The sequence below is a fragment of the Microvirga sp. 17 mud 1-3 genome (genome assembly GCF_003151255.1).
In the GTDB taxonomy this organism is placed as follows: domain Bacteria; phylum Pseudomonadota; class Alphaproteobacteria; order Rhizobiales; family Beijerinckiaceae; genus Microvirga.
On sequence record NZ_CP029481.1, the window covers coordinates 2,060,957 to 2,086,976 of the forward strand.

The window sequence follows — 26,020 nt, forward strand, 5'->3', positions numbered from 1 at the left end:
GTGGTCCATATGGCATCAATCAAACCGACATGTTCGGCCTGCTCTCTGAAGCTCAAGATTGAGCGCCGAGCCCGCTTTCCGCATTTTTGAAGTTTGGTCGCTGCGTGGAACGACACGGCGGTTCCGTCGTTTCGCACTGCGTTCAGCCCCATCAACAATGAACGATATCGGCTCGGCTCAAGGCCGGAGCCACTCAAGGACATTATGAAGATTATCCCCCAGACGAAGCTCGTTAAGGCAGCATTCCAGCCCTCAACCACAACGCCCCCACGCAAGTCCAGCCCGACATGGCAGCCACACCAAAGCGGTCTCACGCGCGAGGAAATCCGGGCGATTGTCCTCGAGCAGATCGGGTAAGATCGCCTAGGTCAGGAAGTCTGATGTTTCAGGGCATTCCTACCATTGCACGCGTCTCCGGGCCTTTCATAGCCACCAGCAGCTTGTTGGGTTCTTCCTGGAGATCCAGTTTTCGGCATATTCCGGACGTTGCCACGCTTTGAGTATATGCCGGTAGGCCAGCTCATCAGTACTTCCGCAGAGCGCGTGCTTCAGCGGAAATCGCGAGTTGAAATCCGAAGCCGCGGCATTTTAGGGTTCGAGATGCCCACCTGAGCCTCTGCGAGGTCTTTCCGGCTCTCCCGCGACGCCTCCTTCGCTCCATGGCGTGCCTCACCTCCATGGGGGGCGGGCAGGGGAGCGTCACGATTAGCAACGCTGCGCAGCAGATCCGACAGGTCGAGGAAGTGCTCGGCAATAAGATGCGTAACCTCGCCTTCGCGCTGAAGCTTCCCCCGGCAGCCGATGAGTCCGGTCGAGAGGATCAGCCGCCGCTGCTTCTCGAACAGGGCCGGCCAGATCACGATGTTGGCGACCTCCGTCTCATCCTCGATCGTCATGAACGTCACGCCCTTGGCCGAGCCCGGCTTCTGACGCACCAGAACCAGTCCCGCCACCGTCGCCCACTGACCATCTCGGACATGCCTGAGGTTGGCGCAGGGGATGATGCGGCGCTGTGCAAGGTCCTGACGCAGGAACGCGAGCGGATGTTGACGCAGGGTCAACCCTTGCGAGCGATAATCCTCCACGACTTCCCGTCCTTCCGTCATGGGCGCGAGGGCGACAGCAGGCTCGATCGTCTCTGACCGGATTCGATCATCGCGCTCGTCCGCTGCCGCGAAAAGCGGCATGACCTCATCCGATAGACCCCGGATTGTCCAAAGCGCATCGCGACGGTTTATGCCAAGGGAGCCATAAGCATCGGCATCGGCCAGGCGCTCGAGGGCCGACACGGGAATGCCCGCCCGTCTCCATAGGTCCTCAATAGACGCGAAAGGCTGCTCCGCGCGGGCGCATGGGATCTGGCCGCCATCCGCATTGGCGAGGCCGAGCACCATCCGGAAGCCGAGGCGGACCGCAAACCGGCACGGATCACCGGTCGCCTCCAGGGTGCAGTCCCAGCGCGAGTGGTTGATGTCCACCGGCCTAACCTCGATGTCGTGGTTGCGGGCGTCCCGCACGATCTGGGCCGGGGCATAGAAGCCCATCGGCTGTGCATTGAGGAGCGCACAGCAGAACACGTCCGGGTGATGGCGCTTCATCCAGGAGGACGCATAGGCGATCTTGGCGAAGGATGCGGCATGACTCTCCGGAAAACCGTAAGAGCCGAAGCCTTCGAGCTGTTTGAAGGTGCGCTCGGCGAAGTCCCGATCATAGCCGCGGCTCGTCATCCCCTCGATCAGCTTGTCCCGAAATTTTGAGACGCCAGCGGTCATTTTGAAGGTCGCCATGGCGCGTCTGAGTTGATCGGCCTCGGACGGGGTGAAGCCGGCACATTCGATGGCCACTCGCATGGCCTGTTCCTGGAACAGGGGTACGCCAAGGGTCTTCTCCAGCACCCGCCGGAGTTCCGGTTTGGGATATTTAGGCTCCTCGCGTCCCTCGCGGCGGCGTAAGTAGGGATGGACCATGTCTCCCTGGATCGGGCCAGGCCGAACGATCGCCACCTGGATCACCAGATCGTAGAATTTTTGGGGCCTCAGCCGCGGCAGCATGGCCATCTGGGCGCGGCTTTCGATCTGGAAGACGCCGACCGTATCCGCTTTTTGAATCATCTCGTAGGTCGGCTTGTCGTCGAGCGGGATCGTGGCGATCTCCCGATCCTCGTTCTTGTGCTCGCGCAGGAGATCGAAGGCGCGGCGCATGCAGCCAAGCATGCCGAGCCCCAACACATCGACCTTCATGAAGCCGAGGACATCGATGTCGTTCTTGTCCCACTCGATGACCTGCCGGTTCTCCATGGCGGCCGGCTCGATCGGGACCAGGTCGTCGAGGCGCTCCTGCGTGAGGACGAAGCCCCCCGGATGCTGCGAAAGATGGCGCGGCGTGCCGATGAGCTCGCTCGCCAGCTCCAGCGTCATCCGTAACCGGGGATCTCTGAGGTTGAGGTTGAGCTCCTGGGCATCCTTCTCTGTCACCCCGTTGGTGCCCCAACCCCAGACGAGGCCGGACAGGCCAGCTGTCATGTCCGCGGGCAGTCCCAGCACCTTGCCAACCTCACGCAGCGCCCCCTTGGCCCGATAACAGCTCACGACCGCCGTCAGGGCGGCCCGATGCCGGCCGTAGGTGTCGTAGATCCACTGGATTACCTCTTCGCGCCGCTCATGCTCGAAATCGACGTCGATGTCCGGTGGCTCGCGGCGCTCCTGGGAGACGAACCGCTCGAACAGCAGGTCGTGCTCAACCGGATCGATGGCCGTGATGCGGAGCACGAAGCAGACCGCCGAATTGGCGGCCGAGCCGCGACCCTGGCACAGGATGCCTTGATCTCGGGCGAAACTGACGATGGCATGGACGGTCAGGAAGTAGGGGGCATAACCCAACCCATCGATCAGGCGCAGCTCCCGCCGGATGGTTTCGGCCACCCTATCTGGAACGCCACCGGGGTAACGGTCTCTGGCCCCTTTCCAGGCCAGTCGCTCGAGCTTCTCCTGAGCGGTCTCGCCCGGTTCCGTCTCGGACGGATACTGGTAGCGCAGCTCGTCCAGGGAAAAGCGGCAGCGCTCCACGACCTCCTGAATCCGTCCGACGGCATCCGGATGGCGCTCGAACAGACGCGCCATCTCGGCCGGATCCTTAAGATAGCGGTCGGCATGCCGCTCTAGGCGATAGCCGGCTTCATCGATGGTGCAACCCTGACGGATGCACGAAACCACATCCTGCAAACGGCGGCGTGAGGGGTGGTGGTAGAGGACGTCGCCCATGGCGACCGTCGGCACGCGGGCCGCCTGGGCGGCCTGCTCTACATGATAGAGCCGGAGGTGCTCGTTGGGCGCGAAGCGCCGGATCAGAGCCATGTAGGCACGGTTACCGAAGGTCGCCTTGAGGCGGACGAGGTTCGCCCGAAGTGCATCGTCGGCCGCATCCCCGAGCAGGATCGCGAGCAATCCTTCATTCCAGGCGACCACATCCTCCCAGGCGAGCAGGCATTGGCCCTTGCCGCCGCGCGACTTGCCGAGGCTCAGCAGCCGGCACAGGCGTGAATAGGCCGCCCGATCGGTCGGATAGACGAGCAGCGACGTGTTGTCGGCGAGATCGAGCCGGCAGCCCACGACGAGGCGCACACCCGTCTCCTTTGCGGCTTCATGGGCGCGCACGATGCCCGCGAGCGAGTTGCGGTCGGTGATCCCCAAGGCCGAGATTCCGAGCAATTTGGCCTGTGCAAACAGCTCGGCCGGGCTCGATGCTCCGCGCAGAAAGCTGAAATGGGTCGTCACCTGGAGTTCGGCATGCATCAGGAGAACAGCCCATGCAGCCACCAGCGTCCACCCTGTGCCATGGGTGCGTCCCGAAAGATCCAGAAGCGACCGCCTTCCACGGTCTCGACCCGGTAGTAATCGCGGGCGGCCGCGCCCACATCGCCGTTCCACCATTCCGGCGTAATGCGCTCCGGGCCGTCGGCCCGCGCGACCTTGTGGCGGATCTTGCGCCAGATGAAGAAGGCTGGCGGATGGTCCGGGAGGAGGGCTGTCGCCACGATCTCTTCGGGCGGATCGAGCAATCGGGCTGGGCGCGGCAAGGCTGGCGGCCATCCCGATCCCGTTGGTGGCGTGAGAGCTGGGATCCTGCGCGCCATGCGCTCAGGTACAAGGCTCTCGACAGGGGCGAGACGATAGACTTTCTTCAGGCCGACACGCGCACCGAGACGATCCACCAGCCGGCCCAGATCTGCCTCGGCCGCCATGTCGCCTGCAATCCCCTGCGCTTCGGCCTGGGTCTCGGCCAAGGGCTCGACCTTGCTGGCGATGAGCACGACCTCCTCGATGCCGAAACCCGGATCGACGGCTTGCAGCCGCTCCTCGAAGAGCCTTGCCAGGTGATCAGGGTCCCGCGATGCCCGGGCGGTACCGACACGCAGGCTCGTGCCGCGTTGGTCGACGCGCTGGACGAGCAGGTCGAGCCGGCGCACGCCTTTGCCTCGCCGCTCCAATTTCCCGCAGAGGTCCAGAGATAGGTCCCGCACGAGAGTTTCGAGATCCTCGAGCCGCCCGATGGGATCCGCCAGGGCGCGGCTGGCCATCGGGGTCTCCTGCGGGATCAGGGGCGAGATCGGCTCGAAGGCATGCCCCAGCGCTTGGTCGAGACGCAGCGCCACGTCGCGGCCGAAGCGGCGGACCATGGGGGCGCGCGGCATGGCTGCGAGCTGGCCGATTCGCTCGATGCCGAGTCGATGCAGGGCATTGAGGGTATCGGCAGGCAGACGCAGGGCCCGCAACGGTAGAGGCGCGACCGCTTCGGCCGTTCGTCCCGGCGCCACGATCCCGCCCGATCCGCAGCGGGCGACCGCCCAGGCAGCGCCGGGCGCATCGGCAATGGCGATCCGGGCCGCGATGCCCTGGCGTGCCATCCGGTCGGCGAGATCCTGCAGCAGAGGTTCCTCGCCGCCGAAGAGGTGCGCCGCGCCTGCTACGTCGATCCATATCCCGTCAGGAGGATCGGGCGCGACGATGGGCGAATAGCCGATTGCCCATCGGGTGAGATCGCGTAAGGAGGCTTCGTCCTCCTCCGGCGTCGCATCGATGCTGTGCAGATCCGGCACCAACGCCTGCGCCTGCGCGAAAGGCATGCCGGACGAGATCCCGAGAGCCTGGGCGGCCCGGCAGGCGGCCCGCACGATGCGGCGCGCGCCGACGGTGTGGACGGTCACGAGCGGCTTATCGCGCGGCGGATCGCCGAACCGGCGCCTGATCCGATCGGTCGGCCAGGTCGGCAGGTAGAGCGAGACGACCCTTCGCATCGCAGGCCTCCACAATCCAGGAACGGGGTTCAGCCCCGCGGGCGCGCAGGAGTTCAACCTGCCAGCGCTCGCGCCCGAGACCAGGGACTGGCAGGCTCTCGGATGGGGTCGGGGCAATGCGCCAGCGGGTCATGGCGGCTGTCGGAAGGCTGACCAGATCCTTCTCGGCAACGCTCCACCAGCGGCGGATGACGAGGGCGGTAACGCCCGAACCCTCGGCAGCGAGTTGCAGGCGGCGCGAGGCGGTCAGGCCGAGGCGGGTGACCTCGCCGACCACGGCTGCGAGCCCTCTTGCATGCAGGCCTTCTTCGACGAGAGGGAGAATGTCCCGGTCACGCGTGGCTTCGGCGTAGATCACCCGGTCAGGATGAAGCCCTGCCCGAAAGAGGCCGGGGGCGAAGAGGTCGCGACGGGTCAGGCACCAGAGGATGGGCCCTTTGAGGCGGGCGGCGATGCCAGCGGTGAACAGGGTCGTGCAGCCGGCAAATTCCGACGCAATGCCGGCCTCGATCATCTCATGAAGGGCACCGCGGGCGAGACCGCCATCGGGGAGATGCTCGTCGAGAACAGGGATCCCGAAGGGTAGGGAGCCCGCCTTGCGCGATCCGCCCTCCAGGTGGGAGATGCTGCGCCGCAGGTCGGCAAGCCTGTCCTTATGCCCGGCATGCATGCTCCGTGCCCATTCGGTTCGTCTATTGATGATGTTCCTATTATGTTCTCGGTTGCCGTTGAGTCAATCGGCCGCATCGAGGCTGTGGATACAGTGGAGAAGAGTGTTGCGTGAGGGCAGACGCTCTATGAAAGCCACGCACTCTGACAAGGCGACTGCAGATGACTTCCTTCCTGCTCCCTGTCTTGCAACATACCATCCGGAGCGTTCCGACGCGCTGCGCGTAGCTGAGGTCACATAGGCTGCGGCGGAGCGCCCTGGTCTGGCAACGAGCCGGTCCAGGCTTAGCTTCAACCGCAGTCGGCCAGCCAGTTCTGCCTGAGAGGAAATCAGCATGGACCAATTCATGGGCGGATGCCTGTGCGGGAAGGTTCGAATCGTAGCGTCGGGGCGTCCATACCGGGTCGGCCTTTGCCACTGTCTCGACTGCCGCAAGCATCATGGGGCCGTTTTCCACGCATCCGCGATCTTTCCGCAGGATGCGGTAACGATCGATGGCGAAACCCGCGCCTATGCCGGGCGGTTTTTCTGTCCCCGCTGCGGCTCGTCGGTCTTCGCGCGCACGGCTGACGAAATCGAGGTGAGCCTGGGATCCCTGGATACCCCTGACCAGCTGAAGCCGACCTACGAAAACTGGATTGTCCGTCGCGAATCCTGGCTGCCGCCATTTCCGCTCTCGAGACGCTACGAACGTGATCGTGAGGCCACGAGCCGCTTCGAGGAGTAGGGGATAGGATTTGTACGGCGGTTGCCTGCTGAGCTCCGCATGCTCCGAGGCGGCATCCGGAAAAGCCTGGGCCCGTTGTCCACCGCAGCTGGACCGAGAGGGTCCCTTGGGCCGGAGGGCGGCAGGAAAGTGCCGGCGCGGCCTTTCGAGCCGCGCCGGGAAAGTCGTCGCTTACGGATAGGTGCAGACGTAGCGCATGCCGTTATGGGCAAGGAACGTGCCGGTCACCGGGTCGTAGGAACGGTACTTCTTCGCGCAATAGGCAGCGACGGACGGGCTCACGGTGCCGGGAGGCGGAGGAGCGGCCGGCTGGGCCTGGGCCGAGTTGGCGATGGCGCCGGCGATCAGGGCGCCCGCCGCAATGCCGGCGACGCCTGCCGCAACGGCCGCGCCGTTGTTGTGGCGGTAGTAAGGACGGCCGTAATAGGGACGTCCGTAGTAATAACCGCGGCGATAGTAATATTGCGAATAGCTTTCGTTCGGATAAGCCTTCTGCACGTCGGGCAGGGCCGGGCGGGGCAGCATCTCCGCGCTTGCGGGCAGTGATGTAGCGAGCGTTGCTGCACCAATCAGGGCCGCTATGAACTTGCGCATCTTTCACTCCTGATGAGAACGGGGCCAGGACGGCCTCCGTCTGGGAATTCAAGCCTTGGTACCTATAGCTCGGCGGTCGGTCCGGCACAATCGGCCGCCGGGCCCGCGAGCCCCTTTCGGCAAGGCCAAAGCGGGCCGAAACGCCGGTGTTGTGCGTCGCCGCACATGGCCTCCCGGCCATTCGATGGAAGAAACCACCGGAACGCGGGGCTCGCTCACATTCTCTAGGGAAATCCCCCGCTTTTCACTAATACTTCTTCAGAAAATGTGATTATGTTATGAAATCGTCTCGACTGGGGCCTTCATGCGCGGATACGTGTTGCTCATTCTGACCTTTCTCGGCCTGGCCTGCGCCGCGCCCGTGTGCGCGGCCGAGCCTTTGCCGATGCCCAAAGGGCAGGTGATCCTGACGGTCACCGGGTCGGTCGCGCAGACGAACGCGCCGGGGCAGGCCCGTTTCGACCGGGAAATGATCGAGGCCCTTGGGGCTGCCTCCATCAGGACGAGTTCCGCCTGGACGGACGGAGTCCAGCTCTTCGAAGGCGTTCCCCTTAAGGCGGTGCTGGACAGGGTCGGTGCTACCGGAACCTCCATGACGGCTTCGGCCCTCAACGAGTTCGAGATCACGATTCCGTTTGAGGACCTGAAATTCTCGCCCCTTCTGGCCACGAAAGCCGAAGGCCGGCTGCTCATGATCCGCGACAAGGGGCCGCTGTGGATCATCTATCCTCGGGACGATCACGAGGAGCTGCGCGACAACCGCTATGAATCCCGCTGGGTGTGGCAGCTCAATCGCCTGCATATCGAGTGATGACCGTGAGCTTAAAGAGTTACAGGACCGCTCTCATCACCCTCGTGGCCATCGCGAGCATGGTGGCCTGTCTCGTGTTCACGGTGGCGCGGCTCCTCGACGTGGAGAACGATCTGCGCAGCGAGGATACGCACACCAATCTCTGGCAGATCACCCAGACCCAGTTCGAAGCCTCCCTGCTGGCCGAAAGCCTCGCCCGGGCGGCCGCTCACGAGAGTTTTGCCGATAACGAGCAGGCGCCGGACTTCAGGATCGCCATCCTGATCAGCCGCCTCGCGGTCCTGCTCGAAGGCCCGCAGGCCCATCTCGTGGAGCATTTCGGGCATCTCGGGGACCTCAAGCGGGCCTATCTCCAGCTGACCCTGGCCGAGCCCCTGATGCAGGGTCCACTCGATCCCGCCTTCGCGCTCCAGCTCAGGGGGCAGGCGCGGGGGCTCGCCCAGGACCTGCGGGATCTTGCCAACAAGGTGATGATCCTCAACCGGGAGCAGGGGGCGCTGAAGCGATCCATGTACCTGCGGGTGGTGTTCGAGAGCCTTGCCTTCGTCATCGGCATCGTGGTGAGCGCCGCTTTCCTGCTGCTGCGCCTCTTCAAGGGCGTCCACGAGGCGACCCAGGCCCGGCGCCTCCTGCGCCAGGAGCAGGAGCTGTCCGATCTCGTCATCAACAATATCAGCAACCAGGGCATTATCATCTTCGACGAGCAGCTGAGCTGCCTGCTCTGGAATCCCGGCATGGAGACCCTGCTCGGTCTCAATGCCGATAATACGGTCGGGCACCGTCTTCAGGCGCTTGCCCCCATCTTCGAGAAGACCGGGGTCGCTCAGGCGCTGACCGAGGCCATCCGCGGGACGAGCGCGATCCTGGAAGACGTGGGGCTCTCACCGCAGGGGCAGGCGCGCTGCCTCGAGATCAACTGCTTCCCGCTGCACATCGCGGAACGCCGGCTCGGCATCGCGTTCATCCGCGACATCACGGAGCAATGGGAGGCCCGCAAGCAGGCGGAGCGCCAGAATTTCGACCTTACGATCAAGGTGCAGCAGCGCACGGCGGCCCTTCAGCAGGCGGAACGGCGGCTCATCGCGGCCATCGAGACCGCGCCGGATGGGTTCGCGGCTTTCGACTGGACCGGAAGGCTCCTGTTCGCCAACGAGCAGATCCGTTCGGCCGAGCCGGTGACGGTGTGGTGCGCCGAGGACATGACCCTTTCGACCTTCCTGCGCTGTTTCGCCATGTGCGAGGGGGCGGACGAGCGCCTTCTCACCCATGACGACACCTTCGTGGATATCGAGCTCGACCTGCGGATCCGGGAGGGCAGCTGGGCTCACCTGTCGGTGACGACCGTCGACGGCGGGACGATCTTCGTGCGGCTGACGGACATTTCCGGCTATAAGCAGGCCGCGCAGGCTCTCCAATCCGCCCTCGACCGCGAGCGGGAGACGACCGGAGCCTATCGCAACTTCGTCTCGATGGTCTCCCACCAGTTCCGGACCCCGCTCGCGATCCTCGATTCGAGTGCCCAGCGCATTCTGCGGCGGGGTGAGAGCCTCACACAGGACGAGCTCGCAGTCCGCATCCAGCGGATCCGCAGCGCCACCAAGAGGCTGACACGCCTTGTGGAAAGCGTGTTGAACGCCGCGAAGCTCGATGCGGGGCGCATCGAACTCAATCCCACATCCTGCAATCTCATCGATCTGGTCTGGGACATCTGCGATCGGCAGCGGGAATTGAGTGCCCATGCCGAGATCCGTTTCGATGCGCCTGAGACCGCCGTCCAGGTCTATTGCGACAGCATCCTGATCGAGCAGGTGGTCATCAATCTCCTGACCAACGCGATCAAGTATTCCGGCGAAACTCCGGTCGTCGAGGTCAAAATCTGGATGGACGGGTCGCGCGCCTATTGCTCGGTCCGTGATTGGGGAATCGGGATTCCGGCGGATGAGGTCTCCCGGATCTTCGAGCGCTTCTATCGCGCAAGGACCGCGACCGGCATCGCCGGAACGGGAATCGGACTGAATTTCGCACAGAAGATCATGCACTTGCATGGCGGCGAGATTCAGGTGGAAAGTTATGAGGCTGCGGGATCGCTGTTCACGTTCGACCTTCCCATGTCGAACGTGGACCAGTCTCAGCAGGCGGCATGAAAGGGGCCTGAGGACGATGGATGTCCGTCAAACCATCCTGTGCATCGAAGACGAGGACGACCTGCGCACCGATATCGCGGAGGAACTGGAATCCGCCAACTACGACGTGATCCAGGCCGCGAACGGCAGCGAGGCGCTGGCCATGCTGAGGGCGAAGCGGCCTGATCTGGTCCTGTGCGACATCACCATGCCGGGCCTCGGCGGTTACGATGTGCTCAAGGCCATGCGCGAGAAAGGGGAGCTGGCGGATATTCCATTTATCTTCCTGACTGCCCTGGCCGACCGGAACGACGTTCTCGTCGGCAAGCAGGCAGGTGCGGACGATTACCTCGTAAAGCCCATCGACTACGAAATCCTCCTGGCCACGGTGGCGGCACGCCTGAATCAGGTGGCTCGCGTGCAGAAGAGTGCCGTCCAGCGGGCCGAGGAGGCCTGGCAGGAGATCCTGAAATCCTCCCGCGGGCGCACCGTAGAGGCCCTTTACAAGGCGACCTTCGCGTTCGACCGTTTCCTGGTCGGCGTCGTGGTGGTGGACGAGAAGGGCAGCGTTCGTCTCATGAACAAGGAGGCGGAGCGGATCCTTGCGGAGGACGATGGCCTGAGCGTCTTCCAGGGCGTCCTGAAGGGGACGATGCCCAAGCAGAACGCCAAGCTGCACGAGAGCATCGGGAAGGCCTTCCACGAGGAATCCCTCGACGAGATGATCTCGTTTCAGCGTCTGTCCGGAGGGCGACCCTATCTGGTCCTCATCCCGGGACAGCGTTTCTCGGCCGAGGAAAAGCCCGAGGCAGTGGTGCTGCTCCTCATCGACACCGAGCAGCGGACGAAGGTCTCGGGCGACACCCTGGTGCGGCTTTACAATCTCACGCCCTCGGAGACCCGCGTCGCCCTCATGCTCATCGACGGCAAGCGCCTCGACCAGATCGCCGACGAGCTCGACGTGGCCCAGACGACGGTCGTATTTCACCTGAAAAACCTGTTCCGCAAGACGGAGACCAACCGTCAGGCGGACCTGATCCGGGTTCTGCTCTCGGTGCCGCTGCGCACGGCCGGTGACTGATCGGTCTTTACCGGGCAGTTACCAAGTTTCGTGAAGGAGCGCGTTTCAATGGGGTCTGCGGCGTTCGCCACGCCATTGCCACGGTTCGTTCAGGTTCCGGAGAGGTTTCGGGGCCTATAACGGTCGGGAACGCGCAGGGAAGGTGCGAACCCTGCATGAGCAAGGTGATGCGATGAAGACCTTTCGTATGATTTCCGGCGCCGCGCTGGCCATGGCCCTGGTTGTGGGCGCCGCCTCTGTCGAGCCTGCCGCGGCGCGTGACCGGCTTTCTCCCGGTGCGGCTGCGGCCCTCGGCGTGCTCGGTGGTCTTGCGGTCGGCGGCGCCATCGCGGCGTCCCAGAGCCCAGCTTATGCGGCTCCGGTCTATGCCCCTCCGCCGCCGCCTCCGCCGGCACCCGTCTATTACGAGCCGGCCCCGCCGCCGGTCTATGTGGAGCGCTGCTTCACGGACCGCTACAGCGAGTGGGTCCCGGGTTGGGGCTGGCAGCCACGCCGCCGCACGGTCTGCAATTAGAGACCGAAGGATGTCGAGACGATCAGGCCCGCGCATGCGCGGGCCTTTCCTTTTCTGGGCGTTGTTTTCGGGGCCAGGCGCAACCCCGATTCTCCTTGGGCGTTGAAGGCCTGACGCATTCATGAGAGCGCAGGCAATGTCCAAATCCCCAAAAGGCCCTGGCGAGCCCCACAACCCCACGCTCAATCCCGGGGATCAAGCCCGGCCCGGCACGCCCGGCGTAGGTGAAAACCTGTGCCGTGACTGCAAGGGCAGTGGGCGAATCGGCAACCGGCCATGCCCCACCTGTGGCGGGACGGGCATTATCCTGGAGGAGATCGGCGGCGCCTGAGGGCCACGTCCAACCGTCAGGTTTTGTCGGGCTTGCCCATCCAGCGGATCAGGGGCAGCAGCGGCACGATCCAGATCAGCCCAAGGAAAATATAGGCCAAGGTCTGCACGAGCTTGGGCGCCTCGGTGATCCGTCCCTCAGCGGCCGCCATGGCGAACATGACGTAGAAGCCGATGAAGACCAGCATGATCACGGTACCGATCAGCTTGCGCGTGCGAATGCCCATATGTCTCGTCTCCATCGTCCTCCTGCACCCGAGCCGCGCGCCGTCTGGATAGGGCAGGGCCAAGGTGCGTCACCGGCATGAATTGCCTGGAGGGACCGCAGCCTCTATGTGACAGCCCATATCCCGGGTTCAAGCCCCAATTCATCGTGAGAGTGAGCATGGCTGTCGCAGCCTCGACCCAGGGCATGGCCCTTTCGAGCTTCCCCGAGACGCGTCATCTTTCCGCCGTGCGCGCCTGGCTCTACGTCCTGGCCGCCCTGGTCATCGCCATGATTGCGGTCGGCGGCGCCACGCGCCTGACCGGCTCCGGCCTGTCCATCACGGAGTGGAAGCCCGTCACGGGCGCCATTCCGCCCCTGACGGAGCAGGCCTGGATGGCGGAATTCGAGAAATACCGCCAGATCTCCCAATATGAGCTCGTCAACAAGGGCATGACCCTCTCCGAGTTCAAGTTTATCTATGCCTGGGAATGGGGGCACCGCCAGCTCGGTCGGCTGATCGGCCTCGTGTTCTTCCTGCCTCTCGTGTTCTTCTGGCTGCGCGGCATCATCAAGGGCCGCCTTGCGCTGACCCTGCTCGGCATCGGCGCGCTGGGCGGCCTGCAAGGGGCCGTCGGCTGGATCATGGTCGCGTCCGGCCTGGAGCCGGGCATGACCGCCGTGGCGCCCATAAAGCTCGCGCTCCATCTGACGGTGGCGAGCATCATCCTGGCCTGCCTCGTCTGGGTCGCGGCCGGGCTGCGAAGGGGTGATCCATCCATCGTAGGACCAGAGCCAAGGCGCAGCCTCGCCCCGGCAATCCTGGTAGCCCTTGTCCTGGTGCAGATCGCCCTCGGCGGGCTCGTCGCAGGTTCCAAAGCCGGCTTCACCTACAATTCCTGGCCGCTCATGGACGGGGCTTTCGTCCCACCGGCCGCGGTGCTGTTCAGCGTCAAACCCCTCATCGAGAACTTCGTCGACAATCTCGCGCTCGTGCAGTTCAACCACCGCATGTTGGCCTATGCGCTTGTGGCCTTCGCCTTATGGCACGCCTGGTCGTTGAGCCGGCAGGCACCTGCCTCGAAGGCGGCACGCCGGGCGAGGGCGCTTGCCGGGCTCGGTCTCGCTCAGATGGCCCTTGGCATCGTAACGCTGATCCTCGTCGTCCCGCTCTGGGCCGGATTGCTCCATCAGGTCTTCGCCATGGTGGTCCTGTGCATGGCCGTGGCCCATGCCCGCGTATTCGGTCTCACGTCCGAACGGCCTGCAATGGCTTGAGGCATAGAGCGGGTACTTCCGTGCTTTAAACGGTGAGAGTCACGGTCTAGCTTGTCTTTCCGGAAGCTGGTTTGCGTCCGTGCTGGTGCGGACGTGAAGACGTGGGAGCGCCGGGTATGAAGACCGCGATCGTGTTCGACTGTGAGTTCCTTTGTGTCCAAGGTTCGCAAAGCCGATTCTGGTGCGGGGCCCACGATCCCGACCCGGTCATCGCGCAGATCGGGGCCGTTAAGCTCGGGCTGGACGGGGACTTCCCGCTCGTCGAAACCTTCAAGACCTATCTCCGTCCTGTCGACCGGTTCGGCAGTCCCTATGCTATCGACCCCTTCTTCACAAAGCTGACGGGCATCACCGAAGAGGCCGTCCGGGCCGAAGGGGTGCCGCTGCAGGCGGCGCTCACGGAAGTCGACCGCTTTTCGAATGGGGCACGGTTCTGGTCGTGGGGCAAGGATGAGCTGAATATGGTCGCCATCAGCTGCTATGTGGCGGGCATCGAGCCGTCGATCCCGGCACAGCGGTTCGACAATGCCGTCAAGCTTGTGCTCGCGGCCGGGATGCCGGTCGAGGATATCGGGAAGACGCCGAGCAACAAGCTCGCGGACTATTACGGCGTCGATCACCCTCCCTTACAAGGACACGACGCCCTCGACGATGCCCTTTCGGTAGCCTATGCGCTGCAACATCTTCTGAGGATGGGGATGTTGCATCCGGATGTCTTCGACCGCACCTAGCCTCAGGCAGAGCGAACGGATCTGCACGATTTCGTCAGGCCAGTTCCAAAAGAAAAAGGGCAGCCGAAGCTGCCCTTTCTTCCTCCGTAACCTTTTTAAAGGTTAGCGGATGATCTGGACGACCTTGTGAGAGCTGGGCTCAACCAGGACGGGCGTGTTGTTCACGACCGTGTAGCGATAGCCCTTCACACCGTACTCTGCCGGAACCTCGTAGTAGGTCACGCCCGACGAGGGGAGAACCGTACCGACGCGCAGTTCCTGGCTATAGGAGTAGGACGGAACGCCCTGGGTGACGACGTACTGCTGGAACTTGGGCTGCTGGTCGCCGACGATGCCGCCGACGATCGCGCCGGTCACGCCACCCACCGCCGCGCCCACCGGGCCGCCAACGATGGCGCCGCCGACAGCGCCCGTCGCCGCACCAGCAGCCGCGCCGCCCTGGGCATTCGTCTGGGCAAAGGCGCCGGCCGGTACGAGGGCAGCAAGAACAACACCGGTGAGAAGAAGGTTCTTCGACATGATTTCGGACTCCTAAGCTGTGAAAGTCGGAGTTCTAACGGCCATGCCTGCTTGCAGTTCCGGGCATTCATTTGCTGTTCACTGAAAAACCGCCGGTTTTTTTACTGTCGGCCATGGAACAATTTGGCTGGAAGCTCAGCAGCAGTGGGGCTTGGCCGTGGCGGGTTTTTCCAAAGGGAAAATAGTCGTTTCGGTTGGGAGCTTGGTAAATATATTGTTAAATGGATACAGTGTTAGACGTGGCACGGCCTGCGGGAACCGTGCCTGCAACGGGAAGCAACGGGAGTAAGGCATGAACGTGCTGGTTTTTGCGTCACGCAAGGGGGGCTCCGGGAAGAGCACGCTTGCCGCTCATCTTGCCACCTATATCGCGACGCCGGAGCGCAAGACCCTGCTGGTCGATTGCGATCCGCAGGGCTCGCTGTCCTTCTGGCATCGCATCCGTGGAGAGGAAAATCCGGCGCTGAGGCATAACCCTCGCGACCTTGCCCATACTCTCAAGACGGCACAGAGCGAAGGTTATGAGTGGGTGCTCATCGACACGCCGCCGAACAAGTCGCCCATCGTGGTCGAGGCGATTCGCCATGCGACCCTGGTGATCATCCCGACCCGGCCGAGCCTGTTCGACATCGCGGCCGTGCAGGACACCGTCGCGATCGCACGCGAATTGCGGAAGCCCTATGCGGCGGTCATCAATGGCGCCCCCGCCAAGCGCGCCGGAGGAGAAGCTCCCATAGTGGCCGATGCGCGGGGCGCGCTCAGTGCCCTGAAGGTCCCTGTCTGGGCCGGGCAGATCACCCACCGTGCCGATTTTTCCATGGCTCTCGCGGAAGGCGAGGGCGCCGAGGAGTTCGATCCGGGCTCCTTCGCGGCCGACGAGCTTGGGCGCCTCTGGACGGCCATCGACCGTTCGATCAAAGCCGTGCAGTCCTACAAGGGCCGAGGCACCCGCGCGGCCTGAAGCCTTCCACAAAACTCCCCAAAAAAAGCGGCCCGTCAGGGCCGCTTTCCGTTTGTAGACACGTCGCTGCGCGATCACGCGGTCGCAAGGGCCTGGTCGAGATCGGCGATCAGGTCGTCCTTGTCCTCGAGGCCAATGGAGAGGCGCACCACTTCCGGGCCGGCGCCAGCCTGGACACGCTGCTCGTCCGTCAGCTGCCGGTGAGTGGTGGAAGCCGGGTGGATCACCAGGGAGCGGGTGTCGCCAATATTGGCGAGGTGCGAGAAGAGCTTCAGGTTCGACACGAGCTTCACGCCCGCCTCGTAGCCACCCTTCAGCCCGAAGGTGAAGACCGCGCCGGCGCCCTTGGGGCAATAGCGCTTGGCGAGGTTGTGGTAGCGATCGCTCCGCAGGCCCGGATAGCTCACCCAGGAGACTTTCTCGTGCGCGGCCAAGTGTTCGGCCACCGAGAGGGCATTGTCCGAATGCCGCTGCATGCGCAGAGGCAGGGTCTCGATTCCGTTGAGAATCAGGAAGGCGTTGAAGGGCGAGAGGGCCGGGCCCAGATCGCGCAGGCCCAGCACCCGGCATGCAATGGCGAAGCCGAAATTGCCGAAGGTCTCGCCCAGCACCATGCCGCCGTATTCCGGGCGCGGCTTCGAGAGCATGGGGTAGCGGTCATCGCCCGCGAAGTTGAACGAGCCGCCGTCGACGATGAGGCCTCCGACGGAGTTGCCGTGACCGCCCAGGAACTTGGTGGCCGAGTGCACGATGATGTCCGCTCCGTGCTCGAACGGGCGGATGAGATAGGGAGAGGCCATCGTGTTGTCGACGATGAAGGGCAGACGATGCTTCTTGGCGATGGCCGAGATCGCCGCGAGATCCACGATCACGCCGCCCGGATTGGCGATGGATTCCACGAAGATCGCCTTAGTCCGCGGCGTGATGGCGGACTCGAACGAGGCGGGATCGTCCGAGTCCGCCCAGACCACATTCCAGCCGAAATTCTTGTAGGCGTGATTGAACTGATTGATGGAGCCGCCATAGAGCTTCTTGGAGGCCACGAACTCGTCACCCGGCTGGAGCAGGGTGTGGAAGGTCAGGAATTCCGCCGCATGGCCGGACGCGACCGCGAGCGCCGCCGTGCCGCCCTCCAGGGCCGCCACACGCTCCTCCAGCACCGCGCAGGTCGGGTTGCCGATGCGGGAATAGATGTTCCCAAAGGCCTGCAGGCCGAAGAGCGAAGCCGCATGATCCACGTCGTCGAACACGAACGAGGTCGTCTGGTAGATCGGCGTCGCTCGGGCACCCGTCGCCGCATCCGGAGCGGCTCCGGCGTGAATGGCAAGAGTATCGAAGCCGGGCAGGCGGTCGGTCATGGCAAAGCCTTCTTCACAGGACACAGATGTTCTATTTAAAGAACGATATGTTCGTCAGGTCAAGAAGGCTGTCGATGCGGAAGCTGTATAAGCCGCTTCTGGCCTCAAGGGCATCAAGCACTGCAGGTTCCCGAGCGAGAAAGAAGAGGCCGCACATGAAAAAGGGGCCTTTCGGCCCCTTCGTTATTTCTTCGGTGTGTCGCCTTACCCGCGCTGGGCGACCGTGATGTAGTCGCGCTTGGGGGCGCCGGTGTAGAGCTGACGCGGGCGGCCGATGCGCTGGGACGGGTCCTCGATCATCTCGCTCCACTGGGCGATCCAGCCCACCGTACGGGCGAGGGCAAACAGCACCGTGAACATGGAGGTGGGGAAGCCCATCGCCTTGAGCGTGATGCCCGAATAGAAGTCGATGTTCGGGTAGAGCTTCTTCTCCAGGAAGTACTCGTCCTTCAGGGCGATCTGCTCCAGCTCGATGGCGACGTCGAGGAGCGGGTCGTCCTTGATGCCGAGCTCGTTGAGCACCTCGTGGGTGGTCTTCTGCATGATGCGCGCGCGCGGGTCGTAGTTCTTGTAGACCCGGTGGCCGAAGCCCATGAGGCGGAACGGATCGTTCTTGTCCTTCGCCTTGGCGATGTATTGCGGGATGCGGTCGGGCGTGCCGATCTCCTCCAGCATCTTGAGCGCCGCCTCGTTGGCGCCGCCATGGGCGGGACCCCACAGGCAGGCGATGCCGGCCGCGATGCACGCGAACGGATTGGCGCCCGACGAGCCGGCGAGCCGCACCGTCGAGGTCGAGGCGTTCTGCTCGTGGTCCGCATGGAGGATGAAGATCCGGTCCAGGGCCCGCGAGAGCACCGGGTTGACCTTGTACTCCTCGGCCGGGACCGCGAAGCACATGCGCAGGAAGTTGGACGTGTAGTCCAAGTCGTTCTGCGGATACACGAAGGGCTGGCCCACATGATACTTGTAGGCCATGGCCGCGAGCGTCGGCATCTTGGCGATCATCCGCATGGAAGCGACCATGCGCTGGTGCGGATCCGCGATGTCGGTCGAGTCGTGGTAGAAGGCCGAAAGCGCGCCGACGCAGGCCACCATGATGGCCATGGGATGCGCATCGCGGCGGAAGCCCTGGAAGAAGCGGTTCATCTGGTCGTGCACCATCGTGTGGCGCGTGACGCGGTAATCGAAATCCGCCTTCTGGGCCGCGGTCGGCAGCTCTCCGTAAAGAAGCAGATAGCAGGTCTCGAGGAAGTCGCCGTGCTCGGCGAGCTGCTCGATGGGATAGCCGCGGTACAGAAGAACGCCCTTGTCCCCATCGATATAGGTGATCTTCGACTCGCAGCTCGCCGTCGAGGTGAAGCCCGGATCGTAGGTGAACACCCCCGTCTGGCCGTAGAGCTTCGAAATGTCGACGACGCTCGGGCCGACGGTCCCGTGCTTCACCGGCAATTCGACCGACTTCTCGTTGATGTTGAGCGTGCTGGAATTGGAGCTCATGCGTCTTCGCCCTTTCAGCAGGAGGCCGGGCTTAACCTAGGGCAGCCGTTCGGTGGGAGAAGGTCTCTCCGGGGCTGCCGAACCGAGGTCACCGGTCGGTGGGAGGATGAGGTTGGGTAGCTTATCCGTGGGGGAGGAGCAAGCACGTCTAAAGGTGAGTGCGCCAGCTATGCGGCAGGCGCAGCACTGAGCTGGTCACGCAGGCGAAACAGGGTTTCGTCCTTGCCGAGCACCGCCATCACGTCGAACAGCCCCGGCGAGGTGGCCCGGCCCGTGAGAGCCGCGCGCAGGGGCTGGGCGACCTGCCCGAGCTTGGCTCCGATCGCCTCCGCATGGGCGCGGACCACGGCCTCAACATTGGCAACGGTCCAGTCGTCCACGGCTTCGAGCTTGGCGTCGATGCCCGCAAGGCGCGGCAGGCCATCCGCCAGAAGGCTCCTGGCCTTCTCGTCGAGGTGCAGGGGGCGCTGGGCATAGAGGTAATAGGCGCTGTCGAGCAGCTCCACGAGGGTCTTGGCGCGCTCCTTCAGGCCCGGCATGGCGGCCAGGAGCTTTGCACGCAGAGCAGGCGTGAAGGTGCGGCCGAGGTGATGGTCGTCACCCTCCAGCTCCGGGAGCAGCTGCTCCAGGGCCTCTACCAACTCCCCGTCGGAGGATTGGCGCATGTAGTGGCCGTTGAGATTCTCGAGCTTGGCGAAGTCGAACCGGGCAGGGGAGCGGCCGATGCTCTTCAGATCGAAGGCGTCGATCATTTCCTGCTGGGTGAAGATCTCCTGGTCGCCATGGCTCCAGCCGAGGCGGACGAGGTAGTTGCGCAAAGCCGCCGGGAGGTAGCCCATGCTGCGATAGGCCTCGACCCCGAGGGCGCCGTGACGCTTCGAGAGCTTGGCTCCGTCCGGACCGTGGATGAGCGGCACGTGGGCCATCTTCGGCACGTCCCAGCCGAGCGCCTGGTAGATCTGGGTCTGCCGGGCTCCGTTGGTGAGATGGTCGTCGCCGCGGATCACATGGGTCACGCCCATGTCGTGGTCGTCCACCACCACGGCGAGCATGTAGGTGGGCGTCCCGTCGGAGCGCAGGAGAACGAGGTCGTCCAGGTCCTTGTTCTGCCAGACCACGCGGCCCTGCACCTCGTCCTCGACCACGGTCTCGCCCTCGGTCGGGGCCTTGAGGCGGATCACCGGCTTGACGCCGGGAGGAGCCTCTGACGGGTCGCGGTCGCGCCACCGGCCGTCATAGCGCATGGGGCGGCCCTCGCGCCGGGCGGTCTCGCGCATTTCCTCCAGCTCCTGGGGCGTCGCGTAGCAGTAATAGGCGCGGCCCTGGGCCAGGAGGGACTCGGCAACCTCCTTGTGGCGGGCGGCGCGGGAGAACTGGTAGACCACGTCCCCGTCCCAATCGAGCCCGAGCCATTTCAGGCCGTCGAGAATGGCCTGGATGGCAGCCTCGGTGGAGCGCTCGCGGTCCGTGTCCTCGATGCGCAGGAGCATCTTGCCCCCTTGCCGTCGCGCATAGAGCCAGTTGAACAAGGCCGTTCGCGCGCCCCCGATGTGCAGGAAGCCGGTGGGAGACGGGGCGAAGCGGGTGACGACGGTCATCGGCGAGAAAACCTTGGCAAGGAACAAAATGGGCCCGGCAGGAGCCATCGGCACGAATCCACAGGGTGGACTTGGCCGGAACGTGGGGTCGTCTACCATGTAAACCACCCCGACGTTAAGCCGCACCGATGGCCGAAACCGATACGAAAGAGACCCGCCCCCTGCCGCGCCTTGCTGCGCGGGCCGTGGCGCTGCCTCTGGGGCGCGGGCTCACGGACTTGGCGGTTCTCCCGGTTCGCCTCCCGGATGTCCCGGCCTGGATCGGAGGCGAGCTGACGCGGGAGGTGGCGCAGCGCCGGCTTTTTCCCTGGATCGCCGTGGCCTTCGGGCTCGGCATCCTGCTCTTCTTCCAGGCCGAGGAGCCTTCGCTCGCGGCGCCTTTGGCGGGGGGCATCCTGTCCATGGCGGCAGCCTGGCTGTGCAGGCGCAGCTTTGTGGCGATGGCCCTGCTGATCGGCCTGACGGCCGTCTTCGCGGGGTTCCTGGCTGGCGGTCTCCGCATTCGAGCCGTCGATGCTCCGGTCCTTGCCCGGACGACCATCGCGTCCGTATCGGGCTTCATCGAGACCGTGGAGGAGCGAGGCCAGGGGCGCCGGCTTCTTCTGCGGGTCGCAAAGATCGAAGGCGTTCCGGCCGATGCTACGCCGCGTTATGCGCGGGTCACCACCCGAGCGGGAGATCATCTCGCTCCGGGGCAGTTCGTCAACGCGAAGGCGCGTCTTCTCCCGCCGCCACAGCCCGCTTGGCCTGGCGGCTACGATTTCGGCCGAGATGCCCGCTTCCGGGAGATTGGGGCCGTGGGCTCGCTCCTGGGAACCGCAAAGGTTCTGGAGCCGCCGGAGGGCCGGCCCTGGCTTCTGGCGGCGGCCGCGCGGATCGATGCGGCGCGCAATGCCCTTACGGAACGGATCGCCTCGGCCATTGGCGGTCCGGCGGGCGGCGTGGGCGCGGCGCTCGTCACCGGCAAGCGGGGCCTCATCGGCGAGCCGACCAACGACGTGCTGCGTGCTGCCGGCATCTATCACATCGTGTCGATCTCCGGCCTCCACATGGTCCTGGCGGCCGGAACCTTCTTCTGGCTCATCCGGGCCTGTCTCGCGCTGTTTCCCGCCGCAGCGCTCCTGTGGCCCGTGAAGAAGATCGCGGCTCTCGCGGCGATGGTGGGAGCCTCCGCCTATTGCGTGTTCACGGGCGCCGACGTGGCGACGGAGCGCTCCTTGGTCATGACTCTCGTGATGTTCGGCGCCGTGCTCGCCGACCGGCCAGCCCTGAGCATCCGCAACCTCTCGGTTGCGGCGCTGCTGGTGCTTGTCCGGGAGCCCGAGGCCTTGCTCGGGCCGAGCTTCCAGATGTCCTTCGGAGCGGTCGCGGCTCTCACGGCCGTGGCGCCCCTCCTGTCGCGGATCGGTGCGAGCGACAAGCCTGCTACCCCGCTTGGATCTGCCCTGCGCTGGACGGCGCGGCGGGGAATCGGCCTCTTCGCCACAACGCTTGTGGCGAGCCTCGCGACCGCGCCCTTCGCGGCCTACCATTTTCAGACGGTCAATCCTTATGGGCTGATCGGCAATGCGCTCGCGCTGCCTCTCGTCTCCATAGTGGTCATGCCTGCGGCCCTGCTCGGAGTCCTGGCCTATCCGTTCGGTCTCGACCGTCCTGTCTGGCAGGTCATGGGCTTTGCGGTGAACCGGGTCCTCGACGTCTCGGCCTGGGTCGGCGGTATCGACGGGGCGAGCCTGACGGTTCCGGCCCTCGGCCTTGCGGCCCTGGCCCTCATGAGCGCCGCGCTACTCCTCCTGACCCTTCCGGCATCGTCCCTGCGCTGGCTTGCGCCTCTGCCCATGGGCGCGGGCCTCGCGGTGGCGACGCCCAACCGCTACGACGTCTTCATTGACCGGGAAGGGGCGGGGGCGGCCATCCGCCATGCGGGAGGCATGCTCACCCTGGTGGGACGCCCCTCGGATTTCGTGACCGAGCAATGGTTGCGGGCGGACGGGGACGGTCGCCGGGCCGGGGACGACTCGTTGCGGCGGGAGGCCCGCTGCGACCGGGGCGGCTGCGTCGTCGAAGGTGCGGATCGCCACTCCGTCGCGTTCGTGCAGGACATTGCCGCCCTCGAGGAGGATTGCCACCGTGCAACGGTGATCCTGACGAAACTCAAGGCGCCGCCCCGTTGCGATGCCGGCCTCGTCATCGACCGGGAAGCTCTTGCGGCGCGAGGGGCCATGACTCTGCGGTTCCTGAGCGGCGATAGGGTCGAGATCCGGTCCGTGCGCAAGGGAACCGAGATCGCTTCTCTCGCCAGGGCAGAGATCCCGCCCACTCCTGAAACGAAAAACCGGCCGCAGGCGGTGCGGCCGGTTCCGGAGCAGGATCTCCCCGAGGGAGATGTCAGTAGCGACGAACCAGACTGACGAGCTTGCCCTGAATCTTGACCCGGTCCGGGCCGAGGACGCGGGTCTCGTAGGCCTGGTTGGCGGCTTCCAGCGCAATGGACGAGCCGCGGCGGCGGAAGCGCTTGAGGGTCGCCTCCTCGTCGTCGATGAGCGCCACGATGATGTCGCCCGTATTGGCCGTGTCCTGCTTGCGGATCACCACCAGATCGCCGTCCAGGATGCCGGCCTCGACCATCGAGTCGCCACGCACCTCGAGGGCGTAGTGCTCGCCCTGGCTGAGGAAGTCGTTGGACAGGGTGATCGAATGGCTGCGGTTCTGGATGGCCGAGATGGGCGTACCGGCAGCGATCCGGCCCATGACGGGAATCGCGATATCGCGGTTCCTCTCCTCCGGAGCAGGCGCGGGAGCCGGCTTGGCCTTTCCGGCGAGGCCGCCCTCCACCACGCTCGGGGTGAAGCGCTTCTGCCCGGCCGGGCCGCCCACCGTCTCGGGCAGTCGGATCACCTCGAGGGCACGCGCCCGATTCGGCAGGCGCCGAATGAAGCCCCGCTCCTCCAGAGCCGTGATCAGGCGGTGGATGCCGGATTTCGATTTGAGATCGAGCGCGTCCTTCATCTCGTCGAAGGATGGCGGAACGCCTGATTCCCGCAGCCGCTCATGAATGAAGCGGAGCAATTCGTGCTGTTTGCGCGTCAGCATGGCTGGCCCTTACTGCTCCAGCAGGAGCGATTCTGAAAACAAAGCAGGAACAGGTTAGCTGTTCTTGCTGTGTTCTGCAAGCCTATGGCTACGCTCGGAGGAACAGATTCAACAAAATCGCGCCAGCCGCAGGATGCGGCAGGGTTCGCCTGCGCGAGCGGCGGGCGCATGAGGCGGCCGGACCAGGAGGGCGTCCGAGCGCCCGAGAATGCCGAGCATGGACGAATCCTGCCTCTCGTGCGGCAACACCACGGGAACGCTCAGCAGACCGGAGCCGGTCTCAATCTCGCGGAGCGCCAGGGCGGCTCGCATATAGTCCTGGCGTTCGCCGTTCGGCGGAAGGTCGGCACCGAGAATCGCGCCTTCGGTCGGGTCTGCACCTGCCTGAGGATCACCGCACAGGGCCCTGATTGCCGGAACGAGGAAAAGGATGGCGCAGACCAGGGTCGAGACGGGATTGCCCGGTAGGCCGAGGAGCAGGGTCTTCCCGAGGCGGCCGTGCATCAGCGGCTTGCCGGGTCTCAGGGCAACGCGCCAGAAGCCCAGGTCCATTCCCTGACGGGTCAGAGCCTTCTGCACAAGGTCGTGCTCCCCGACCGAGGCGCCGCCCAGCGTCACGAGAATGTCGGCCTCAGCCTTACGGGCCGCTTCGATCCGTTCGTCCAGGGATTCGAGGGTGTCGCGGGCGATCCCAAGGTCCAGAGCTTCGCCGCCGGCCTTCTCGACGATGGCCGCCGTGGACGGGAGGCTGGACGCCACGATCTGATCCGGACCCGCAGGCTCGCCGGCCCGCACCAGTTCATCGCCGGTCGCGAGGATCGCGACGCGCGGCCGGCGCCTCACGGCGAGCGACCCATGGCCCATGGCGGCCGCCAGGGCGATGTGGCGGGCATCGAGCCGGGTCCCAGCCGAGAGAAGGACATCTCCGGCTCCGAAATCCAGGCCGGCCGGGCGAATATGGCGAAGTGGACGGGGTGCCTCTGCAATCACAACCCGGTCGCCGTCCACCGCCGTGTCCTCCTGGAGGACGACGGCGTCGGCTCCTTCGGGCAGGGGGGCGCCGGTAAAGATACGCACTGCCTCGCCGGGGCCGAGCGTACCGGAGAAACGGCGGCCGGCCGCGCTGGCACCGATCACCCGCAGGGTCACGGGAGCCTCCGGGCAGTCGGTGCTGCGCACTGCGTAGCCGTCCATGGCGGAGGCCTGGAAGGGGGGCTGGTCCCGCAGGGCCGTCACGTCCTCGGCGAGGGTGCGGCCCGCGAAGTCGCCGAGGGGCAGTCGCTCGGTCGCGACCAGTCCCGGGACGCTGTCCAGAACCCGGCGGAGGGCCTCCTCGACGGGAATCAGGCTCATGGGCGCCTCCTCACGGCGCCTCGAAGGTGCCGGAGCGCCCGCCGCTCTTCATGCGCAGGCGCACATTGTCGATCCGCATGGTGCGGTCGGCGGCCTTCACCATGTCGTAGACGGTCAGGCAGGCCACCGAGACGGCCGTAAGCGCCTCCATCTCGACGCCGGTCTGGCCGGACACCTTCACCTCTGCGGTCACGCGCACACCCGGCAGATTGTCGTCCAGGGTGCAGTCGACCGCTACCTTGGAGATCGCGAGGGGGTGGCACAGCGGGATCAGCTCATGGGTGCGCTTCGCCGCCATGATGCCGGCGAGTCTTGCAGTGCCGAGCACGTCGCCCTTCTTGGCGTCTCCCTGGCGGATCAGCGCCAGGGTCCCGGGCTGCATGACGATTTCGCCCTCTGCGATGGCGGCCCGGCTCGTCACCTCCTTCTCGGACACGTCCACCATGTTGGCGGCGCCGGAGGCGTCGAGATGGGTGAGCCGCGTCATGCGGCCTCGCCGAACAGAAGGCGCCGCGTCGCTGCCGCGACATCCGCTTGGCGCATCAGACTCTCGCCGACCAGGAAGGTGCGGATGCCGACGCGGCCCAGCCGCTCGATATCCGCAAGGGTGAAGATGCCACTTTCGCCCACCACGATCCGGTCGGACGGGATCAGGGGCGCCAGCTCCTCGCACACGCCGAGCGATACCTCGAAGGTACGCAGGTTCCGGTTGTTGATCCCCAAAAGCTTCGTGCCGAGGGGCAGGGCGCGGTCGAGTTCGGCGCGATCATGCACCTCGACCAGCACATCCATGCCGAGGGCGTGGGCGGTCTCGACAAGGCTGCGGGCCTGCTCATCGGTGACGCTCGCCATGATCACGAGAATGCAATCCGCGCCCCAGGCGCGGGCCTCGTAGACCTGATAGGGCTCGAACAGGAAATCCTTGCGCAGGACCGGGAGCCCGGAGGCCTCGCGGGCCTGCATCAGATATTCGGGCTGCCCCTGGAAGGAGGGGCCATCCGTCAGGACCGACAGGCAGGTCGCGCCGCCCTCCGCATAGGCTTTCGCCAGGGAGGGCGGATCGAAATCGGCCCGGATCAGGCCCTTGGAGGGGCTCGCCTTCTTCACCTCCGCGATGAGGGCAGGACGCTCCTCCGCCAGATGGCGCACGATAGCGGCCGCGAAACCGCGCGGTTTGGGAGCCGCCTGCGCACGTCGCTCGATCTCTGCCTGCGGGATCGCGGCCTTGGCGGCGGCAATCTCCTCACGCTTGTAGGATTCGATGCGGGCGAGAACGTCGCTCAT

At 65.1% G+C, this 26,020-nt stretch carries 22 protein-coding genes; 9 read left to right on the top strand and 13 right to left on the bottom strand.

The genetic code is table 11. The features are described 5' to 3' along the window. Nucleotides 1-548: 548 nt before the first annotated feature. The 3 genes from C4E04_RS09795 to C4E04_RS09805 are packed head-to-tail and all read right to left on the bottom strand — an operon-like array spanning nucleotide 549 to nucleotide 5,963. On the bottom strand, nucleotides 549-3,791 hold the full coding sequence (locus tag C4E04_RS09795; RefSeq protein WP_109597127.1) for an error-prone DNA polymerase: 3,243 nt from the start codon (nucleotides 3,789-3,791) through the stop codon (nucleotides 549-551). Next, on the bottom strand, nucleotides 3,791-5,293 hold the full coding sequence (locus C4E04_RS09800; RefSeq protein ID WP_109597129.1) for a DNA polymerase Y family protein: 1,503 nt from the start codon (nucleotides 5,291-5,293) through the stop codon (nucleotides 3,791-3,793). Before C4E04_RS09800 ends, C4E04_RS09795 begins: the two co-directional genes overlap by 1 nt. Further along, nucleotides 5,211-5,963, bottom strand: coding sequence for an ImuA family protein (locus tag C4E04_RS09805; protein ID WP_109597130.1), 753 nt, complete (start codon nucleotides 5,961-5,963; stop codon nucleotides 5,211-5,213). Before C4E04_RS09805 ends, C4E04_RS09800 begins: the two co-directional genes overlap by 83 nt. A gap of 334 nt (nucleotides 5,964-6,297) precedes the next feature. Here C4E04_RS09805 and C4E04_RS09810 point away from each other — a divergent pair, with 334 nt between their 5' ends. Then, a complete protein-coding gene (locus C4E04_RS09810) occupies nucleotides 6,298-6,690 on the top strand; it encodes a GFA family protein (protein WP_109597131.1) in 393 nt (130 codons plus the stop codon). A 171-nt stretch (nucleotides 6,691-6,861) separates the two neighbouring features. Here C4E04_RS09810 and C4E04_RS09815 read toward each other — a convergent pair whose 3' ends face one another. Further along, entirely contained in the window at nucleotides 6,862-7,284 is a 423-nt protein-coding gene (locus tag C4E04_RS09815; protein ID WP_109597133.1) for a BA14K family protein, read from the bottom strand. Between the two features lie 304 nt (nucleotides 7,285-7,588). On the opposite strand from C4E04_RS09815, the gene C4E04_RS09820 reads away from it, so the two are divergent. The 4 genes from C4E04_RS09820 (at nucleotide 7,589) to C4E04_RS09835 (ending at nucleotide 11,813) form a co-directional block, all read left to right on the top strand. Then, the gene (locus tag C4E04_RS09820) at nucleotides 7,589-8,095 is read left to right on the top strand and encodes an oxidoreductase (RefSeq protein ID WP_109597134.1); all 507 of its coding nucleotides are present in this window, start codon (nucleotides 7,589-7,591) and stop codon (nucleotides 8,093-8,095) included. 5 nt (nucleotides 8,096-8,100) lie between these two features. Then, nucleotides 8,101-10,239, top strand: a complete 2,139-nt coding sequence (locus tag C4E04_RS09825; protein WP_162559343.1) for an ATP-binding protein — start codon at nucleotides 8,101-8,103, stop codon at nucleotides 10,237-10,239. A 16-nt stretch (nucleotides 10,240-10,255) separates the two neighbouring features. Beyond that, nucleotides 10,256-11,299, top strand: a complete 1,044-nt coding sequence (locus tag C4E04_RS09830) for a response regulator (protein WP_162559344.1) — start codon at nucleotides 10,256-10,258, stop codon at nucleotides 11,297-11,299. A 172-nt stretch (nucleotides 11,300-11,471) separates the two neighbouring features. After that, nucleotides 11,472-11,813 carry a hypothetical protein gene (locus tag C4E04_RS09835; protein ID WP_109597139.1) on the top strand — a complete coding sequence of 114 codons (342 nt, stop codon included), beginning with the start codon at nucleotides 11,472-11,474 and terminating at the stop codon, nucleotides 11,811-11,813. Nucleotides 11,814-12,160: 347 nt separating this feature from the next. On the opposite strand, the gene C4E04_RS09845 is transcribed toward C4E04_RS09835, so the two are convergent. Then, nucleotides 12,161-12,370 carry a DUF2842 domain-containing protein gene (locus C4E04_RS09845; protein WP_109597143.1) on the bottom strand — a complete coding sequence of 70 codons (210 nt, stop codon included), beginning with the start codon at nucleotides 12,368-12,370 and terminating at the stop codon, nucleotides 12,161-12,163. Nucleotides 12,371-12,555: 185 nt separating this feature from the next. Here C4E04_RS09845 and C4E04_RS09850 point away from each other — a divergent pair, with 185 nt between their 5' ends. Together C4E04_RS09850 and C4E04_RS09855 are read left to right on the top strand one after the other, a co-directional pair. Beyond that, entirely contained in the window at nucleotides 12,556-13,626 is a 1,071-nt protein-coding gene (locus C4E04_RS09850) for a COX15/CtaA family protein (RefSeq protein ID WP_371682060.1), read from the top strand. Nucleotides 13,627-13,742: 116 nt separating this feature from the next. Further along, nucleotides 13,743-14,357 carry a 3'-5' exonuclease gene (locus C4E04_RS09855; protein WP_109597147.1) on the top strand — a complete coding sequence of 205 codons (615 nt, stop codon included), beginning with the start codon at nucleotides 13,743-13,745 and terminating at the stop codon, nucleotides 14,355-14,357. A gap of 102 nt (nucleotides 14,358-14,459) precedes the next feature. Here C4E04_RS09855 and C4E04_RS09860 read toward each other — a convergent pair whose 3' ends face one another. Further along, nucleotides 14,460-14,876 carry a DUF1236 domain-containing protein gene (locus C4E04_RS09860; RefSeq protein WP_109597149.1) on the bottom strand — a complete coding sequence of 139 codons (417 nt, stop codon included), beginning with the start codon at nucleotides 14,874-14,876 and terminating at the stop codon, nucleotides 14,460-14,462. 292 nt (nucleotides 14,877-15,168) lie between these two features. Between C4E04_RS09860 and C4E04_RS09865 the strand changes: the two genes are divergently transcribed. Further along, a complete protein-coding gene (locus C4E04_RS09865; protein WP_109597151.1) occupies nucleotides 15,169-15,837 on the top strand; it encodes a ParA family protein in 669 nt (222 codons plus the stop codon). 74 nt (nucleotides 15,838-15,911) lie between these two features. Here C4E04_RS09865 and C4E04_RS09870 read toward each other — a convergent pair whose 3' ends face one another. The 3 genes from C4E04_RS09870 to gltX all read right to left on the bottom strand — a co-directional run bounded on the left by C4E04_RS09870 (nucleotide 15,912) and on the right by gltX (nucleotide 20,290). Continuing rightward, nucleotides 15,912-17,195, bottom strand: a complete 1,284-nt coding sequence (locus C4E04_RS09870; RefSeq protein WP_109597153.1) for an O-acetylhomoserine aminocarboxypropyltransferase — start codon at nucleotides 17,193-17,195, stop codon at nucleotides 15,912-15,914. 204 nt (nucleotides 17,196-17,399) lie between these two features. Further along, nucleotides 17,400-18,692: a citrate synthase gene (gene gltA / locus C4E04_RS09875; protein WP_109597155.1), complete on the bottom strand. Its 1,293-nt coding sequence runs from the start codon at nucleotides 18,690-18,692 to the stop codon at nucleotides 17,400-17,402. A gap of 167 nt (nucleotides 18,693-18,859) precedes the next feature. Continuing rightward, nucleotides 18,860-20,290, bottom strand: a complete 1,431-nt coding sequence (gltX, locus tag C4E04_RS09880; RefSeq protein ID WP_109600978.1) for a glutamate--tRNA ligase — start codon at nucleotides 20,288-20,290, stop codon at nucleotides 18,860-18,862. 128 nt (nucleotides 20,291-20,418) lie between these two features. Between gltX and C4E04_RS09885 the strand changes: the two genes are divergently transcribed. Next, a complete protein-coding gene (locus C4E04_RS09885; RefSeq protein WP_109597157.1) occupies nucleotides 20,419-22,701 on the top strand; it encodes a ComEC/Rec2 family competence protein in 2,283 nt (760 codons plus the stop codon). Here C4E04_RS09885 and lexA read toward each other — a convergent pair. From lexA to trpC, 4 genes are all read right to left on the bottom strand, one after another. Beyond that, nucleotides 22,679-23,383, bottom strand: a complete 705-nt coding sequence (gene lexA, locus C4E04_RS09890; RefSeq protein ID WP_109597159.1) for a transcriptional repressor LexA — start codon at nucleotides 23,381-23,383, stop codon at nucleotides 22,679-22,681. The genes C4E04_RS09885 and lexA overlap by 23 nt on opposite strands. 108 nt (nucleotides 23,384-23,491) lie before the next feature. Next, nucleotides 23,492-24,736, bottom strand: a complete 1,245-nt coding sequence (glp, locus tag C4E04_RS09895) for a gephyrin-like molybdotransferase Glp (protein WP_109597161.1) — start codon at nucleotides 24,734-24,736, stop codon at nucleotides 23,492-23,494. Nucleotides 24,737-24,746: 10 nt separating this feature from the next. Then, nucleotides 24,747-25,223 (bottom strand): cyclic pyranopterin monophosphate synthase MoaC, encoded by a 477-nt coding sequence (gene moaC / locus C4E04_RS09900; protein ID WP_109597163.1) that lies wholly within the window; start codon nucleotides 25,221-25,223, stop codon nucleotides 24,747-24,749. Then, the gene (trpC, locus tag C4E04_RS09905) at nucleotides 25,220-26,020 is read right to left on the bottom strand and encodes an indole-3-glycerol phosphate synthase TrpC (protein ID WP_109597165.1); all 801 of its coding nucleotides are present in this window, start codon (nucleotides 26,018-26,020) and stop codon (nucleotides 25,220-25,222) included. The genes moaC and trpC overlap by 4 nt, the downstream gene beginning before the upstream one ends.

Coding starts and splice junctions, on each gene's coding strand:
- C4E04_RS09795 (WP_109597127.1), bottom strand. CDS start 3,791: ATGCATGCCGAACTCCAGGTGACGACCCATTTCAGCTTTCTGCGCGGA.
- C4E04_RS09800 (WP_109597129.1), bottom strand. CDS start 5,293: ATGCGAAGGGTCGTCTCGCTCTACCTGCCGACCTGGCCGACCGATCGG.
- C4E04_RS09805 (WP_109597130.1), bottom strand. CDS start 5,963: ATGCATGCCGGGCATAAGGACAGGCTTGCCGACCTGCGGCGCAGCATC.
- C4E04_RS09810 (WP_109597131.1), top strand. CDS start 6,298: ATGGACCAATTCATGGGCGGATGCCTGTGCGGGAAGGTTCGAATCGTA.
- C4E04_RS09815 (WP_109597133.1), bottom strand. CDS start 7,284: ATGCGCAAGTTCATAGCGGCCCTGATTGGTGCAGCAACGCTCGCTACA.
- C4E04_RS09820 (WP_109597134.1), top strand. CDS start 7,589: ATGCGCGGATACGTGTTGCTCATTCTGACCTTTCTCGGCCTGGCCTGC.
- C4E04_RS09830 (WP_162559344.1), top strand. CDS start 10,256: ATGGATGTCCGTCAAACCATCCTGTGCATCGAAGACGAGGACGACCTG.
- C4E04_RS09835 (WP_109597139.1), top strand. CDS start 11,472: ATGAAGACCTTTCGTATGATTTCCGGCGCCGCGCTGGCCATGGCCCTG.
- C4E04_RS09845 (WP_109597143.1), bottom strand. CDS start 12,370: ATGGGCATTCGCACGCGCAAGCTGATCGGTACCGTGATCATGCTGGTC.
- C4E04_RS09850 (WP_371682060.1), top strand. CDS start 12,556: ATGGCCCTTTCGAGCTTCCCCGAGACGCGTCATCTTTCCGCCGTGCGC.
- C4E04_RS09855 (WP_109597147.1), top strand. CDS start 13,743: ATGAAGACCGCGATCGTGTTCGACTGTGAGTTCCTTTGTGTCCAAGGT.
- C4E04_RS09860 (WP_109597149.1), bottom strand. CDS start 14,876: ATGTCGAAGAACCTTCTTCTCACCGGTGTTGTTCTTGCTGCCCTCGTA.
- C4E04_RS09865 (WP_109597151.1), top strand. CDS start 15,169: ATGAACGTGCTGGTTTTTGCGTCACGCAAGGGGGGCTCCGGGAAGAGC.
- C4E04_RS09870 (WP_109597153.1), bottom strand. CDS start 17,195: ATGACCGACCGCCTGCCCGGCTTCGATACTCTTGCCATTCACGCCGGA.
- gltA (WP_109597155.1), bottom strand. CDS start 18,692: ATGAGCTCCAATTCCAGCACGCTCAACATCAACGAGAAGTCGGTCGAA.
- gltX (WP_109600978.1), bottom strand. CDS start 20,290: ATGACCGTCGTCACCCGCTTCGCCCCGTCTCCCACCGGCTTCCTGCAC.
- C4E04_RS09885 (WP_109597157.1), top strand. CDS start 20,419: ATGGCCGAAACCGATACGAAAGAGACCCGCCCCCTGCCGCGCCTTGCT.
- lexA (WP_109597159.1), bottom strand. CDS start 23,383: ATGCTGACGCGCAAACAGCACGAATTGCTCCGCTTCATTCATGAGCGG.
- glp (WP_109597161.1), bottom strand. CDS start 24,736: ATGAGCCTGATTCCCGTCGAGGAGGCCCTCCGCCGGGTTCTGGACAGC.
- moaC (WP_109597163.1), bottom strand. CDS start 25,223: ATGACGCGGCTCACCCATCTCGACGCCTCCGGCGCCGCCAACATGGTG.
- trpC (WP_109597165.1), bottom strand. CDS start 26,020: ATGAGCGACGTTCTCGCCCGCATCGAATCCTACAAGCGTGAGGAGATT.